11 protein-coding genes are annotated in these 15,079 nt (G+C 42.9%); 7 read left to right on the plus strand and 4 right to left on the minus strand.

Annotated elements, in window-relative coordinates; translation table 11 throughout:
• Window positions 1–26 precede the first annotated feature (26 nt).
• Window positions 27–1,511: an aldehyde dehydrogenase family protein gene (locus tag HQR03_RS04745; RefSeq protein WP_173239374.1), complete on the minus strand. Its 1,485-nt coding sequence runs from the start codon at window positions 1,509–1,511 to the stop codon at window positions 27–29.
• 470 nt (window positions 1,512–1,981) lie between these two features.
• On the opposite strand from HQR03_RS04745, the gene HQR03_RS04750 reads away from it, so the two are divergent.
• The 5 genes from HQR03_RS04750 to HQR03_RS04770 all read left to right on the plus strand — a co-directional run bounded on the left by HQR03_RS04750 (window position 1,982) and on the right by HQR03_RS04770 (window position 7,082).
• Window positions 1,982–2,584 carry a TetR/AcrR family transcriptional regulator gene (locus HQR03_RS04750; protein ID WP_025650670.1) on the plus strand — a complete coding sequence of 201 codons (603 nt, stop codon included), beginning with the start codon at window positions 1,982–1,984 and terminating at the stop codon, window positions 2,582–2,584.
• Between the two features lie 325 nt (window positions 2,585–2,909).
• Window positions 2,910–4,121, plus strand: a complete 1,212-nt coding sequence (locus HQR03_RS04755) for an iron-containing alcohol dehydrogenase (protein WP_173239332.1) — start codon at window positions 2,910–2,912, stop codon at window positions 4,119–4,121.
• A gap of 338 nt (window positions 4,122–4,459) precedes the next feature.
• Window positions 4,460–5,521, plus strand: a complete 1,062-nt coding sequence (locus tag HQR03_RS04760) for an NADP-dependent oxidoreductase (protein ID WP_173239333.1) — start codon at window positions 4,460–4,462, stop codon at window positions 5,519–5,521.
• Between the two features lie 216 nt (window positions 5,522–5,737).
• The gene (locus HQR03_RS04765) at window positions 5,738–6,415 is read left to right on the plus strand and encodes a type 1 glutamine amidotransferase domain-containing protein (RefSeq protein WP_025650673.1); all 678 of its coding nucleotides are present in this window, start codon (window positions 5,738–5,740) and stop codon (window positions 6,413–6,415) included.
• Between the two features lie 31 nt (window positions 6,416–6,446).
• Window positions 6,447–7,082, plus strand: a complete 636-nt coding sequence (locus HQR03_RS04770) for a glutathione S-transferase family protein (RefSeq protein ID WP_025650674.1) — start codon at window positions 6,447–6,449, stop codon at window positions 7,080–7,082.
• Between the two features lie 270 nt (window positions 7,083–7,352).
• Here the strand turns inward: HQR03_RS04770 and HQR03_RS04775 are convergent, their stop codons facing one another.
• Both HQR03_RS04775 and HQR03_RS04780 read right to left on the minus strand, forming a co-directional pair.
• The gene (locus HQR03_RS04775; protein ID WP_173239334.1) at window positions 7,353–8,687 is read right to left on the minus strand and encodes a D-arabinono-1,4-lactone oxidase; all 1,335 of its coding nucleotides are present in this window, start codon (window positions 8,685–8,687) and stop codon (window positions 7,353–7,355) included.
• Window positions 8,675–9,934, minus strand: coding sequence for an alanine racemase (locus HQR03_RS04780; protein WP_173239335.1), 1,260 nt, complete (start codon window positions 9,932–9,934; stop codon window positions 8,675–8,677). The genes HQR03_RS04775 and HQR03_RS04780 overlap by 13 nt, the downstream gene beginning before the upstream one ends.
• A 623-nt stretch (window positions 9,935–10,557) precedes the next feature.
• Between HQR03_RS04780 and HQR03_RS04785 the strand changes: the two genes are divergently transcribed.
• A complete protein-coding gene (locus HQR03_RS04785; RefSeq protein ID WP_173239336.1) occupies window positions 10,558–12,246 on the plus strand; it encodes an MFS transporter in 1,689 nt (562 codons plus the stop codon).
• A gap of 97 nt (window positions 12,247–12,343) precedes the next feature.
• A complete protein-coding gene (locus tag HQR03_RS04790) occupies window positions 12,344–13,669 on the plus strand; it encodes an HlyD family secretion protein (protein WP_173239337.1) in 1,326 nt (441 codons plus the stop codon).
• Between the two features lie 683 nt (window positions 13,670–14,352).
• Here HQR03_RS04790 and pdxH read toward each other — a convergent pair.
• Entirely contained in the window at window positions 14,353–15,012 is a 660-nt protein-coding gene (gene pdxH / locus HQR03_RS04795; RefSeq protein WP_173239375.1) for a pyridoxamine 5'-phosphate oxidase, read from the minus strand.
• Between the last annotated feature and the right edge of the window lie 67 nt (window positions 15,013–15,079).

A 15,079-nucleotide genomic window follows, 5' to 3' on the forward strand; every position in this document is an offset into this window, starting at 1 on the left:
TAAAAAGACTAGCTAAAACGGCTAAATTAGAATGGATATTGACGCGGTTCGTTTTGCATTGATATCCAATGCGTTCTGGTAAACTCTTCCAGTATCCACTCACCATTGAAGCGACCAATACCTGAGTTTTTTTCGCCGCCAAATGGCATGTTGCTCTCATCATTGACTGAGATATCATTAATATGGGTCATGCCCGCTCTGATACCGCGAGCAAAGCGCAGACCTTTTTGCATATCTGCTGTAAATACCGCACTAGATAAACCATACATGGAGTCATTGGCTATCGATAACGCATCCTCCTCATCTTTGGCACGAATAATACCAACCAATGGTCCGAACACCTCATTACGTGACAAATCCATCTCGCGAGTCACTTCAGTAAAGATATGCGGCGGTACGACTTGACCTTTAATCTCAGCACTCAAAATCATTTTGGCACCTTCTTCCTGTGCTTTAGCGATTTTTTCTTTCAGCGATTTGACTTGTTTTTCATTAATAATTGGACCGACTGCCGTATCTTGCTTGCTTGGATCACCAACGTTTAAGGTTTTAACGTGCGCTAAGAAGCGCTCTACAAAGTCATCATAAATCTCGTCTTCAACGATAATACGGTTGATAGCGAGACAGATTTGACCTTGATGCAGGAACTTACCAAAGGCGGCGGCTTTTACCGCTTGCTCAATATCAGCATCCTTTAATACCACAAATGGGCTATTACCACCGAGCTCAAGCGCGACTTGTTTGATGTAATCACCACCATTGGCCAGCTCGCCAATATGTTTGCCAACTGAGGTTGAACCGGTAAATGAGACAAAGCTTGGAATATCATGAGTGACGATGGCGTCCCCTATCTCACTACCAGCACCGACGACGACGTTAAGCAGTCCTTTTGGCAGACCCGCTTCTTCGAATACTTTTGCTAACAATAAACCACCCGTAATAGGTGTATCACTTGCAGGCTTGAGTACGACCGCATTACCGAGTGCTAAGGCAGGCGCGATAGAGCGTTGGGTAAGATGTAGTGGAAAGTTCCATGGGCTAATGACGGCCACGACACCGATTGGCTCACGGTAGACGAAGTTTTCTTTGCCAGGTGTATTCGATGCACGAATCTCACCATGGACACGGTTAGGAAAGCTTGCGGCCTCAAGTGTAATCGCCCGCGCACTACCGAACTCTACCATTGCTTTGATACGCGTACTACCCGACTCCTTGATGAGCCAATCGACAATCTCGTCTTGACGCTGATCTAAGACATTGACGACGTTATAAATTAAACTGGCACGCTCAGCTGGCGTCTTTTGCGCCCATTCTTTTTGTGCCGCATTTGCCGCCTTATAAGCTTCATCGAGCTGATCTTTGGTCGCCTGTTGAATCTCGACCAGCGTGTCGCCATTGAAGGGATTGGTGTTGGTATTGACGCTATCGTCTTTACCCTGTTGCCATGAGCCTGCGATATATTGCAGATGAAAATCATTATAGACGCCAGTTTTATTGGTATCGGTTGACAGAATTATCCTTATTTATTTTATGGTTGTGAAATAAAGTGGTTGAGCTAGCAAGTATCTAGATGACTAATGATGCAATTAATTGATGCAATTAATGAACGCTGCTACTAGGGCACGTCTTCAATTCCCTCGATAGTCATCTAGATGGGCTAAAAAAATTTCGTCAGCATCTCAAAAATGAGTGCCTACTAAAACCTCAGTTATAAGCCGTTATAAAACGCAACTTGCTAGACGACTGGTCTAATGCTACCATAGGCATCATGAAAACGAGAATAATTTATCATTAAAGATTGTTGAATAAACGTAACGCCAAATAAAATACGTTGAAAGAGAGCGTTAAAAGTAATGATCTATATCTCGCCCAAACCTACCAATGAAGCACTTTATAATCGAATATGCTATTTGCACAACTTAATTTTGCACAAACTATTCCATCCCAATTATCAAAAAAATCTCAGGAGGACATTATCTTTATGTCTACTATTACAACGACCACTTCATCAGATACTAAAGCCCACCTATTAGCCACAGGCTACCAGCTTATTGCCAAAAAAGGCTTCACAGCCGTTGGTATCAAACAAATACTGGATACCGCAGGGGTGCCCAAAGGCTCCTTTTATCATTACTTTGAATCAAAAGAAGCTTTCGGTGAGGCAATCATCGGTGATTATTTTTTTAATTATAAAAATCGTTTAGAAACGATCGGCGAACAAGATGTAAGTGCCCAGCAAAAACTGTATAACTACTTTCAAAACTGGTATGACACTCAGCAAAATGGCTGTGACCATGGGAAGTGCTTGGTCGTCAAGCTTAGCGCAGAGGTGGCAGATATGTCAGAGACAATGCGTGAGGCCTTAAACGCTGGCTATCAGCAAACCGTCACTTGGCTTGCCACACAAATAAAGGCTGGTTGGGCTGATGGCTCTGTACCACAACTCGACAATATCGCTGCTGAGAGTATGGCGAAGCGCTGGTACTTTGCGTGGCTTGGCGCCAGCTTAATCGCTAAAACCAGCCAAACCAATACCCCACTTGCAGAAGTCTGGCAAATGACGACTTCGCAACTGGGTCGCTAACTGTCAGCACACACTATCATCACACACTGTCACTCACGGTGCTTTTTCAATGAAGCCGTCTGTTTTTCATGAAGCTGTACGTCTCTAATTAGGTCTATGCTTCTGATAAATTAGATTATACGTTTCTGATAAAAACGCACCGTGGTTATAGATAGTCATTCATTAGATTCATACCATTTGCTTTACGATAGTTTTGTAACTATTCACGGTCAAGCTCTAGACGACCGGTCTAATTCATGTACAATGCGTGCAGATGTTTAGAACACGCATCACGAATTTTAGTTTTAAAACGTAAGACATACACTCTACAACCTTTAGGAAAATTATGAACAACTTCCAATATTACAACCCAGTACGTATCGTTTTTGGTGAAGGCCAAATCAAACAACTATCAGAGCTCGTCCCTACTGATGCTCGCGTCCTCATTACTTACGGTGGCGGCTCAGCTCAGCGCACTGGTACTTTAGATGAAGTTAAAGAAGCGTTAACAGCCAGTGGCAATCGTGAAATTTTTGAGTTTGGTGGTATCGAGCCCAATCCAGAATTTGTGACTTTATTGAAAGCAGCTGACATGGTCAATGAACATAACATTGACTTCTTATTAGCAGTCGGTGGCGGTTCAGTCATTGATGGCAGTAAGTTTGTCGCGCTTGTGTCTTCATTAACTGAAGAAGATGGGTCTGTCTCACGTGAGCAAGCATGGGATGCATTGACCAGCTATTGCAGAAATATCGACTCTGCCGTTGATTTAGGTGCTGTATTGACCATTCCAGCAACGGGCTCAGAGATGAACTCAGGCGGTGTCGTCAACTATAGCGAACGTCAGGCAAAACTGCCCTTTGGTAACCCATTGGCCTTCCCTAAATTCTCAATCTTAGATCCAACGAAAACCTTAACATTGCCTGAACGTCAAGTAATGAACGGTGTTGCAGATGCCTTTGTCCATGTTATGGAGCAGTATTTGACTTACCCAGTCAATGCAAAAGTGCAAGATGCTTTCGCTGAGAGCTTACTAAAAATCTTGATTGAAGAAGGCCCTGCCGTCAAAAAAGATCCAGAAAACATGGAAACGCGTAAAAACATCATGTGGACCGCGACCATGGCATTGAACGGTCTGATTGGTACTGGTGTGCCACAAGATTGGACGACGCATATGATTGGTCACGAACTAACTTCATTGCACGCCATTGATCATGCACGTACGCTCACCATCGTCTTACCCTCAGTGCTACGTGAGCTAAAAGACAGCAAAAAAGACAAACTGCTCCAGTATGCACGCAATGTCTGGAACCTTACTGATAGCACTCAAGACGATGACACCATCATTGAGACAGCGATTGTCAATACTGAGAACTTCTTCCGCGAGCTTGGTTTACCAGTCAGTTTAGAAGATGCTGAATTAGACCAGTCAGCAATTGACCCTATTATTAAGCAGCTCGAATCTCATAAAATGGTCAAACTGGGTGAGCACGGCACGAATGATCTTGACGTATCACGTCGCATCTTAGATCGTGCAGTGACCAGCAAAGCTTCGTAACCAATCAACACAGTAAACGAATGCTGTCTGAGATTGAATGGTATTTGGCTGAAGCAACAACGCTCAAAATATTGATAGCCAAAATACCACTTTTTAGAATACCAGTATCTTTAATGACTGCAGTAACAGTAGCTATTCAAATATGAGTAGTTACTGCCCTTTTAATCCGCCATTAGCTTTCAACAAGCAAAGAGTCAATAACTATTAAAAAACGACTATGCAATATCTAACCGTTAAACCGTTAAACCGTTAAACCGTTAAACCGTTAACTGTCTAAATATTAGTCATTAACTGACCATCAACATCTAACACTTAATAAATAAAAAAGGGTCTTCACTATGAGCTTTGACAATAATTTTAATGAGCAACAAAACCAAGCAACAAACCGTCAAATTAAACTGGCCAGTCGTCCTCATGGCGCGCCAAAAGCTCACAACTTCGATATGGCTACCAGCGATATCCCAACGCCAAATGACAATGAAATGCTACTGCGTACGGTTTACCTATCATTAGACCCGTACATGCGCGGACGTATGAGCGATGCCAAAAGCTACGCTGATCCCTTAGAAGTCGGTGACGTAATGATGGGTGGAACGGTTGCCCAAGTCGTTGAATCTAACATTGATAAATTTGCCGTCGGTGATTTGGTGGTATCAAATTCAGGCTGGCAGGATTACAGCGTCAGTGATGGCGAAGGCGTGTTGAAATTAGATAAAGATATGCCAAACCCTTCTTATGGCTTAGGCGTCCTCGGTATGCCGGGCTTTACCGGTTATATGGGTTTGACCGATATCGGTAAACCACAAAAAGGCGAAACGCTAGTCGTCGCTGCTGCAACCGGTCCAGTTGGTGCAACCGTTGGTCAAGTAGGTAATCAGTATGGCGTACGTACGGTTGGTATCGCCGGCGGCGTCGATAAATGCGATTTCGCTGTTAATGAGCTAGGCTTTGACATCTGTATTGACCATAAAGCGGATGACTTCGCTGAGCAATTAAAAGCTGCCTGCCCAGACGGTATCGATATCTATTATGAAAACGTCGGCGGCAAAGTGTTTGATGCAGTGATTCCATTACTAAATGCTCATGCACGTATCCCAGTATGTGGTCTGGTCTCACAATACAACGCGACTGAACTGCCTGATGGTAAAGATCGCTTGGGTATGCTAATGGGTCAAGTATTGGCCAACCGTCTAACCATCAAAGGCTTTATCATCTTTGAAGAGTATGGCGATCATTTCCCAGAATTCTTGAAAACCATGAGTAAATGGGTAGAGTCAGGCGATGTGAAAACTAAAGAATATATGGCTGAAGGCTTAGATGATGCACCAAATGCCTTTGTCCGTATGCTCAATGGCGATAACTTTGGTAAAACTGTCGTAAAAGTAGCTGACGTTGAGTAAGTGACGTTAATTAAGTCATTAAATAACGACTTCACAACATAATTCGTTACGACAACTACTGAAAGTGACACATTAACCATGAATACTGTTAGCAGTCATTGCTAATGACAATATTAAATTAATTAAGTACGAATAATTAATTCAGTATAAATAGTTAAGCATGACTGCTAATACTCAATAATTTAAAAACAACATCAACAATAAATAAGGACACTTATGAATATTTTAATGGTACTAACCTCACATGATCAACTAGGCGATACTGGTAAGAAGACAGGCTTTTGGCTAGAAGAATTTGCCGCCCCTTACTATGCGTTTTTGGATGCTGGTGTCAATGTAACCCTAGCCTCTCCTGCTGGCGGTCAGCCACCTCTTGATCCTAGTAGCGATACTGAAGATGCGCAAACGAAAGATACGACGCGCTTTAAAGAAGACTCTGAGGCGCAGAAGCATCTTGCCAATACCAAAAAACTTGCTGATATGAAAGCGGAAGATTTTGACTCAGTATTTTATCCAGGTGGTCACGGCCCATTATGGGATTTGGCAGTGGATAAAAACTCTATTAATTTGATTGAGACGTTTGTGAAGCAAGATAAGCCGGTTGCTTTTGTTTGTCACTCTCCTGCTGCCCTCAAAAATGTCAAAATCGATGGCGAATATTTAGTGAAAGGAAAAACAGTCACTGGCTTTACCAATTCAGAAGAAGAGGCGGTTGGCCTTACAGATGTGGTACCTTTCTTAGTAGAAGATGCACTGATAGCCAATGGCGGTAATTATGAAAAAGCAGCTGATTGGGAATCGTTTGTGGTAGAAGACGGCTTGTTAATCACAGGTCAAAACCCAGCATCGTCAGAAGAAGCCGCTAAGCGTTTGATCGCAAAGCTTAACGGTTAATCCAATTGACAAAGTAAAGAAGAGTACTATTATGATTCGACTGCATCATCTAAACCAATCACGCTCGCTACGCATTTTGTGGCTGCTAGAAGAGCTAGGCGAGCCGTACGAAATTATTAGTCATCAGCGCGATGCTAAAACGCATCTGGCACCTAATAGCTTAAAAGCCGTACATCCCCTTGGTAAGTCACCGGTCATCGAAATGGATGGTGAAATATACTCGGAGTCAGGGGCCATTACTGAGCTATTGATCGAACGCTTTGCGCCAGAGCGTTTGCGCCCCGCTACTGATAGTGTGGATTATGGGCATTATCTACAGTGGATTGATTTTGCTGAAAGCTCGCTCATGCTGCCATTGATGCTTGAGTTGTTTTCTAAAAAAGCAGGTATCAATGACAACGAGTTTTTGAACGGTTATATAGAGACAGAAAAAACCAGACTGTTCAAGTATTTAGATGCAGCGGTCGAGGGTAAGTCTTATATCGTCGGCAACCAGCTTAGCGGTGCTGACTTTATGTTGTCATTTGACTTAATTATTTTGGCCAGTCGTCAGAAATTAGACAACTATCCAAATATTAAGCAGTATGCATTACACTTGGCCAGTCTTGATAGTCATCAACGTGCGATGCGCTTAGAAGCGGAACACGATGAATCAATCCAGTCTTAAACTATTATTAATTTTATAAAAAGCAGCTCTTTAACGAGCTGCTTTTTTATGTCATAAACGAAAGACGTGCGATTTGCTTATAGTCAGTTAAAAGTAATATTGATGCACCGCGCACTGCTGATATCAATTTTTCTTGCTAGCTGTGCCTGCGCAGACAGAGGCTACAAAAAACTGAAAACTGATATCAGCAATACCGTCGCGTTCTTAGGATATTATGACTATAAATGAACGCTTAATCGTTTGACGAGACTGATTCGAAAAAGTCTAAAATTAGCGGTTGAGAAACTTTTCTTCAAGCCAGCGGTTCATAAAGACATTATCGGGATCGTATTGACGGCGAATCTCCAAAAATCGATTTAGCTTAGGATACAAGTTTTGTAGTTCTATATGGCTCAGTTTATTGACCTTACCCCAGTGCGGACGACCTTCCCATTTTTTCATATAGTGGTATAACCATTCAAATAGTGGCTCATCATTCATTCCTTTATACACATGGAATGATAGGACAGCACAGTCTTCTCCTTGAGTTGGACTCAACATGCCTGTTTCGCCTTTATGGGTGCGCACTTCAATCGGAAAATGTGAGCCCTTATTATCTTTTAGTAAAAGGTGATTGACCTCCGAGATACATTCATCAAAGTCAGAGAGTTTAATAAAGTATTCTGATTCGTTGAATTTGACACCGCGCGGTGTCGGAAACACCTCATAACTATAGCCTTCGCGTTTGGTATTCGGTATCGATCTTGCCGAGATTTCACTGACTTTTTTGGTGAGGGCGGGCTTCATACGTGCCAGCTCACAAAGCAGATAAAAAGCGCCATTGAGGGTCACGGCACTATCAAACTGATCTTTAAACTTCTGCCATTCACTCATTGGCTTTGGCGCTATCACAGACAGCGTTTTTTGTTGGAGCTTATTGGTACCTGGAAATAAAAACCATTCCAGATGGCGATGACTGTGGGCGGTCTCATAAAATCTGGCCAAACCCTCTTCAAAATCCAATACTTCATTGCTCTCTTTTAGGCCATAAAGGTCAACAACTTTGATGGTGAGCTTGGTAAATATGCCGAGCATACCTAGACTGGCATGCAAGGCATTGCCTAAATCGTCGGTTTCGGGATCACCGCGGTGATGAGTATGCAGCTCCCCACGCCCATCTACCCATTCCCATGTCACGACTTGATTGGCGATTGAGCCCAAGCTAATGCCTGTGCCATGGGTGGCGGTACTTGCTGACCCTGCAATGGTCTGTGCTTGCACATCACCCATGTTTTCTAGTGCCAAGCCGTGTTCTTTTAGCGCTTCCCCAATTTCAGATAAATAAGTACCTGCCTGCAAAGTCGCTAATTTGGCCTCTTTATCTACTGAAACAAGTCCGCGCATATTGTGTAGGCTGACGGCAATCTCTTCTGGCTTTGCACAGCCACTAAACGAATGCGCCGCACCCGTGGCTCTGACTCGCTTTTTGTTGGCGCGGGCACTTTTGACAATATCTTGCAGTTCTGCAACGGATGAGGGCGTGAGCTTTTGCTCAGGCTGCGCAGTCACATAACCGACCCAATTCTGCCAGTCGTGATTGCCCTGCCACTGTCTTAATGAAAACATTTACCCTCTCCTCGATAAGTGGTCATGGTTTGCTCAGCTTTTGTAGCGTTTGACAGTGCTTCAGTATTTGAAAAATGCGCAGGTGCAGGTATGTCAGATTTTCGATAACAGCTTAGCTCGTTAAAATGTTCACACAGCTCGCCCGCTTTTGCATGTCGACACCAGACAGCATCACCAATCTTTAGCTCATTTTTACCATTAGCAGATTTTTTACCAACTTTACTAGCCATCATCGGCGTTTGTACTTCGCCGAAACCTTCGTCAGCCACTATTGATAAATTGGATGGATAATACACCACAGGGGCTTTGTCCACTCCCGTGGCACCTGAAGCGATAAACCCGCCACCATGACAAGTAATTACGCCTTTTTCGGGCTGACGTGTGACGGGTAACACAAATCCTGCCGCTGGCTGAAATTCCATCATGCTGTCCATGTAGTCAAAATATGCAGGCTTATAATATGCCGAGCCAACAGTGATTTCGGTGATTTCAGGCTGGCGAGAAGTAAAGTCCATACTACCGCTGCCACCGCCGTTAACGATTTTTAGCTTATAACCTTGTTTTTTGAGCCAACTGACCAGCGAGCCACGCCGCTGACTGACTTGTTTTTTTGAGCGGTTTTTTAACAGCTTAATGGCTGGCGTTAGTAGCGCTTTACCTGGCAAATGCTCGGGCAGTCCAGCAATTTGTGCTTCATAACCCATCGCTGCACAGACATTGACATTGGCCAATTTTTTGATGTGTTTGATGAGTTTTTTAATGTCTTTTTTACTCATTAAGGCAGAACGCTTGGTGCCAAAATACAACGTTGGCAGCGGCATCGACATATTGATATCGAGGCAAATATCTACCACCACATCATGCGCCTTACCGACTTTATTCAGTGCCTCTACATGTTCAGGACGATCTACCATCCAAATCATGGTCGCGCCTTGTTTTATATAGGGAAAAGTTTGCGTGACGCTCGTCATATCTAATGTCGGATAGGCGCAGAGAATATTATCAAAGCCATTTTCTAACAGATAGACAGATTCGTCGGCAGCATAAGACATGAGGCCAATAAAATGAGGAGAGTGTTGTTTGATATAGTGTAAGACGTCAATCGAGCGCAGTGACTTGGTTGCCAAACGTAGGCTAACGGCTTGGGTTTTTTGATTGACCAGCTGAATGTTATGATCGAGGGCATCCATGTCGAGCCACGCACTCGGTGATTTGGGTGCTGTTATCGTTATCTGCGCAAAATCCATTTTGCTTCCTTATAAAAGTGAGTAATTACGCCTTTATAGACATTGCCTTGTGTCTTTTTTCTTTTTTTATTGCTTAGTGGTTTATTGATGGAAATTGATAAATAAGCATCACAGTTTGACCCGACAAAGTTAAACCGTCAAGCATCCTGTCTATAAAAATTCAACAATTATCAGTCATTGTGCTTATGGCTATTACACGTTATCCCATATTTAAAATCTCTATTGCCACTAATTTTTTAAAATTCAGCCATTTTTAGCTTGTTTACATAGGGTCAATTGAATTGAGGACATGCTCTAATAGAGATTCAAAGCAGCTACTGCCTATTTTGACCTTTGCTTAGGATTAACTATTACTGTTTATCCTTTATGATTTAGACGTTACCCCTTGTTCATAGTAATCTTATGCCGATAATATTTTACTTCTCGTAGCAAGCGTACTCATAAATAAATGGGCGCTGTAAGATAACGCTTAATAGAATTATGATAAAATAGTTCAAACTCAGCTTGGGCTATTTTTCTCATTTTATCACTCTGATGATAGCGCTGCCCATTATGGGTAGCAATACCCCAGTCTTGTTTTGTCCAGTCTTGTTCTATCCAACCACGCCGATCATCTTACGCCCATGAATACTGAATACAAATTTAAGCCGCATGAACAGCCAATGATGGTTGGTTCTCCTGCCAACCCTGATCATCCTACACGCCGTAAACTATGTTATTTAATGATCGGAATTTTTATTGGGATAACCGCCAGCTTTCAAAATGGGCTATTGGTGGCAAACCTGTCCCAAATTCAGGGCGAAATGGGCTTAACACCAGTCGAAGGTGGTTGGATATCTGTCAGCTATAATATGACCAATGCTTGTATTACGGTGCTACTGTACAAAATTCGCCAGCAATTTGGCATGTCACTCTTTAGTAAAATCACCTTGTTTTTTTTATTGGCGGCCACGAGTTTGCAGTGGTTGGTCAGTAGCCATCTATTGAACGCTACCAGTATCCAAATCGATCCTTATTACTTAGAAATCATTGCTAGAGGACTCAGTGGTATGGTTGCTAGTGGCATGACCATATTAGGCTTATTCTATTGCTTGCAAGGTATGCCAACCGTCAAACGTACTAGTGGCTTGATATTAGGCTTTGGCTTGGTACAGTTTGGTATTCCCTTATCACGGATTATCTCACCCTATCTCGCTGTCGATGGTCAGCTTGAAAGCTTGTTTTTATTTCAATTTGGTTTGGCTTTGATTTGTTTTGGACTCATTAATATATTAGAGCTACCACCGGGCAATACTGAAAAAGTATTCGAAAAACTGGATTTTTTAAGCTTTGCTTTTTTTGCCAGTGGTCTTGCAGCATTGGCGGTGTTTTTAGTACAAGGCCGCATACAGTGGTGGACAACACCTTGGCTGAGCTACCCGCTCATCATTGCAATCGTCAATATTAGCATCGCATTATGGATTGAGACTCACCGAAAAAACCCCATGTTACAGGTGCGCTGGATGCGTAGTCGCAACATTATTGCTTTTATGACAACGGGTGCGGTCATGCGTATCTTGCTATCCGAGCAAAGTGTTGGCGCTGCCGGACTACTGGCCAATCTTGGCTATGGTAATGATCAGCTGGTCACTTTTTATGCTGTGATATTAGCAGCCAGTATCTTGGCATTGGTCATTAGTATTTTTAGTACCAATCCAATAGATTTGCGTCGACCTGTTATTTTTGCAGTGGCGCTAATCGCTCTAGGTTCTTGGCTGGATACGGGTGTATCGATTAACTCGGCGCCGACGATGTTTTATTTTAGCCAATTCCTCATTGCTTTTGCCGCAGTGTATTTTATGGGTCCTCTGGTTTTTGAAGGGTTTTTACGAGCCATTGCCAGTGGCCCTGCGTATATTATTAGTTTTTCAGTGATTTTTGGTATTTCGCAGACGGTGGGCGGGCTTGCAGGAGCGGCGGCTATTCAAGCTTTTACCACTATTCGCACGCAAGTGCACTATGCCGATATGGTCAGCTCACTCAACTTAGGCGAGCCTGAGTTAGTAGCACAAGTTGCAGGCGCAGGTAGGGCTTTATCAGGTCAAATAACAGATTCTACCCAAGCCAACGTTGCTGCCATGGGACAAGTTCTGCAAGGCATCCAGCGGCAAGCTACCGTCGCAGCTTACGATGACTTGTTTTTTCTTATGGCCAGTATTGCGACTTTGTCGGCTGTTATTTTATTGATAAATTATCTCTATAACCGTTATCACAAACGTAATCCCCTTGCTAACGAGCTGGCTGTCATTGCCAAAATGCGTGAAGGAAAATAGCGGCTTTAAATGCCTTAATTTTTGCTCGCCATCTTGCATAACATCATCGAAATATCGAACATAATTGTTATATTTATTCAAACTTTAGGAGCGCGTCATGAGCAAAGAAAACCCCAGTGAGCTTAACCAAAAATCTCAGACGCCAACTGACACGCTGCTTAATACGACCCTTAATACAGCTAAAGTAAAAGTAACTGCCTCTCCAAAAAATAATAACGAATCAGTAGAGCCTGAAATTGCCGCTACCGACTCGAATAAAAAAGCGGATATCAATACAAATAAAAATACAGATAAATCGGCTGTCGATAGCCAAAATACCAGTGATAAACCACCAATGCCGCCCAAAGAGCCGATTGTGGCAGCCACTGGCTGGTCACCTATGAAAAAATCCTACCTAAATCTAGGTTTATTGATTGCCTTAATACTCATTGGCGTGGCATTGATTTTATATGCATGGAAGCTACCGCCTTTTACCCCGACTTTGCAGCAAACGAACAATGCCTTTGTGAAAGGGCAAACAACCATTATTAGTCCGCAAGTATCTGGCTATGTCACCGAAGTAGCCGTACAGGATTTTGCCCAAGTAAAAGCGGGTGATTTACTAATAAAAATAGACGATCGCGCGTTTCAACAACAGCTTGAGCAGGCGCAGGCCAATATTGAAGTGGCGGTTACCAACCGCTCTAGCAATGCTCAGGACACACAAACCAGCCAAGCACAGATTGAAGCACGCGAAGCGGATTTATATAGCGCCAAAGTGAGTGTCGATAGTGCTCGTGAAGATGTCAATCGCTATCAGGGTTTAGATGCCATCGGCGCGGTATCAAAGGCAGAAGTGGCTCATATAAAAGCACAACTTGCACAAGCGCAGGCAGGCGTTCAACAAGCTGAAGCGAACTTACAAGCGGCTCGTGAAAACCGTAAAAAGACCAGTGGTAGCCGCGCTTCGCTCGATGCCAATATAAAAAATGCTGAAGCAGCTCTCAAGCAAGCGCAGATTAATGTAGACAACACCATTATCACCGCCCCTGAAGCCGGACAATTGAGTCAAGTCAGTGTCAAAGAAGGGCAATATGTCAGTGCGGGTACACAGCTCATGTATATCGTACCCAAAGGCATTTGGATTATCGCAAATTTTAAAGAAACGCAAGTTGCTAATATGGCCATTGGTGAACCTGCAACCATCCATGTTGACGCGCTGGGTGGTGCCAAATTTAGTGGTCATGTCAGCAACATCTCACCAGCCACTGGCAGTGAATTTAGTGCTGCAGCTGCCAACCCTGCGACGGGCAACTATATTAAAATTGCCCAGCGTATCCCCGTGCGCATTGATTTAGACCAAAATCAGGCTGCCCTTACCCAATTACGTCCCGGTATGTCCGTCTCAGTCGATGTCGATACCAATATTAAAGCAAAAAACTAGGGTCTATTGAACATTCAAATATTAGGGTCTATTGAACATTCAAATATTAGGGTCTATTGAACATTCAAATATTAGGGTCTATTGAACATTCAAATATTAGGGTCTGTTGAACATTCAAACATTAGGGTCTGTTGAACATTCAAACATTAGGGTCTGTTGAACATTCAAACATTAGGGTCTGTTGAACATTCAAACATTAGGACTGCTGATTGCTAAAATCGTCCCAAACCTTTTATCAAATCAGGCGTAAACCGACGATAATGTCGAGACCTTAGCTAGGTTTACAACAACGTTTGGGGTGATTTTAGTATCAGCCTTTCAGGGCAGGGCTATTTTTTGCCAATACATGGCGAAATTATCTAACCTAGAATGACTAGGCGTCAAAAATTTCACTGCGTATTGTCTAAAAAATAGCCACTGCCAGTGCCACATTTGAATGTTCAACAGATCCTAAGACTGCTGATATCCATTTTTCTTGCTTGCTGTGCCTGCACAGACAGAGGTCACAAAAAAATAATATCAGCAATATCGTCGCGTTTTTAGTATATCTTGACTATAGAGCATAGTGAATACACTCCAGCATAAAAAAACCACTTTAAATACCAATATAACTGGATTTAAAGTGGTTTTTTTAGCATTAAAACAAGCTGAAATATATCAGTCTTACACTTATTCATTTAACTTTATGGTAGTAAACGTTTAGTTGTCCAACTGGCATTATTCTGTTTGCTATCTTGGGTATACACAATGCGGTCATGCATACGATTGGCACGGCCTTGCCAAAACTCAACTTGCTCAATGGTAATCTCATAACCACCCCAAAATGCTGGCACTGGCACTGGCACTTGGCTATTGTCTGGATAGTCAGCTTGTAGCTGATCAAAGGTCTGTTCCATGACGTCACGGCTGGCCACTTCACCGCTCTGTGGTTGGCTGACCCATGCGCCTACTTGGCTATCGTGTGGACGCTTTTGAAAATAAGCAGCGGATTTTGCAGTATCAATCTTAGCAATAGAACCACTGATACGAACTTGACGTTCAAGCTCATGCCAAAAAAACAGCACTTCTGCATTGGGGTTTTCAGCGATATCTTGACCTTTAGCACTTTCATAATTGGTATAAAAAATAATGCCATTATCGGTAATCTCGCGCAGTAATACGATACGTACACTGGGCTTGTTGTCTGCCCCACATGTTGCCAAACTCATGGCGTATGGTTCTTGCACTTTTTGTGCTAGTGCCTCATTCATCCACTCTTTCAATAGCTCAAATGGTGAGGTGGGTATTGACTGTTGATCAAGCGCGCCCTTCTCATAGGATAGACGTTGATCGGTAAAGTCCATGCTCATACTGCTTCCTTGATTGAATAACATTGATCACAATTTCTGATGATGTATTTGTTGAGATTAT

The organism is Psychrobacter okhotskensis, assembly GCF_013248965.1.
Lineage (GTDB): Bacteria > Pseudomonadota > Gammaproteobacteria > Pseudomonadales > Moraxellaceae > Psychrobacter > Psychrobacter okhotskensis.

What these genes read in the sequence shown, in the direction of transcription:
- HQR03_RS04765 (WP_025650673.1), top strand. Translation starts at nt 5,738, where the DNA reads ATGAATATTTTAATGGTACTAACCTCACATGATCAACTAGGCGATACT.
- HQR03_RS04780 (WP_173239335.1), bottom strand. Translation starts at nt 9,934, where the DNA reads ATGGATTTTGCGCAGATAACGATAACAGCACCCAAATCACCGAGTGCG.
- HQR03_RS04785 (WP_173239336.1), top strand. Translation starts at nt 10,558, where the DNA reads ATGAATACTGAATACAAATTTAAGCCGCATGAACAGCCAATGATGGTT.
- HQR03_RS04790 (WP_173239337.1), top strand. Translation starts at nt 12,344, where the DNA reads ATGAGCAAAGAAAACCCCAGTGAGCTTAACCAAAAATCTCAGACGCCA.
- HQR03_RS04750 (WP_025650670.1), top strand. Translation starts at nt 1,982, where the DNA reads ATGTCTACTATTACAACGACCACTTCATCAGATACTAAAGCCCACCTA.
- HQR03_RS04775 (WP_173239334.1), bottom strand. Translation starts at nt 8,687, where the DNA reads ATGTTTTCATTAAGACAGTGGCAGGGCAATCACGACTGGCAGAATTGG.
- HQR03_RS04760 (WP_173239333.1), top strand. Translation starts at nt 4,460, where the DNA reads ATGAGCTTTGACAATAATTTTAATGAGCAACAAAACCAAGCAACAAAC.
- HQR03_RS04755 (WP_173239332.1), top strand. Translation starts at nt 2,910, where the DNA reads ATGAACAACTTCCAATATTACAACCCAGTACGTATCGTTTTTGGTGAA.
- HQR03_RS04770 (WP_025650674.1), top strand. Translation starts at nt 6,447, where the DNA reads ATGATTCGACTGCATCATCTAAACCAATCACGCTCGCTACGCATTTTG.
- pdxH (WP_173239375.1), bottom strand. Translation starts at nt 15,012, where the DNA reads ATGGACTTTACCGATCAACGTCTATCCTATGAGAAGGGCGCGCTTGAT.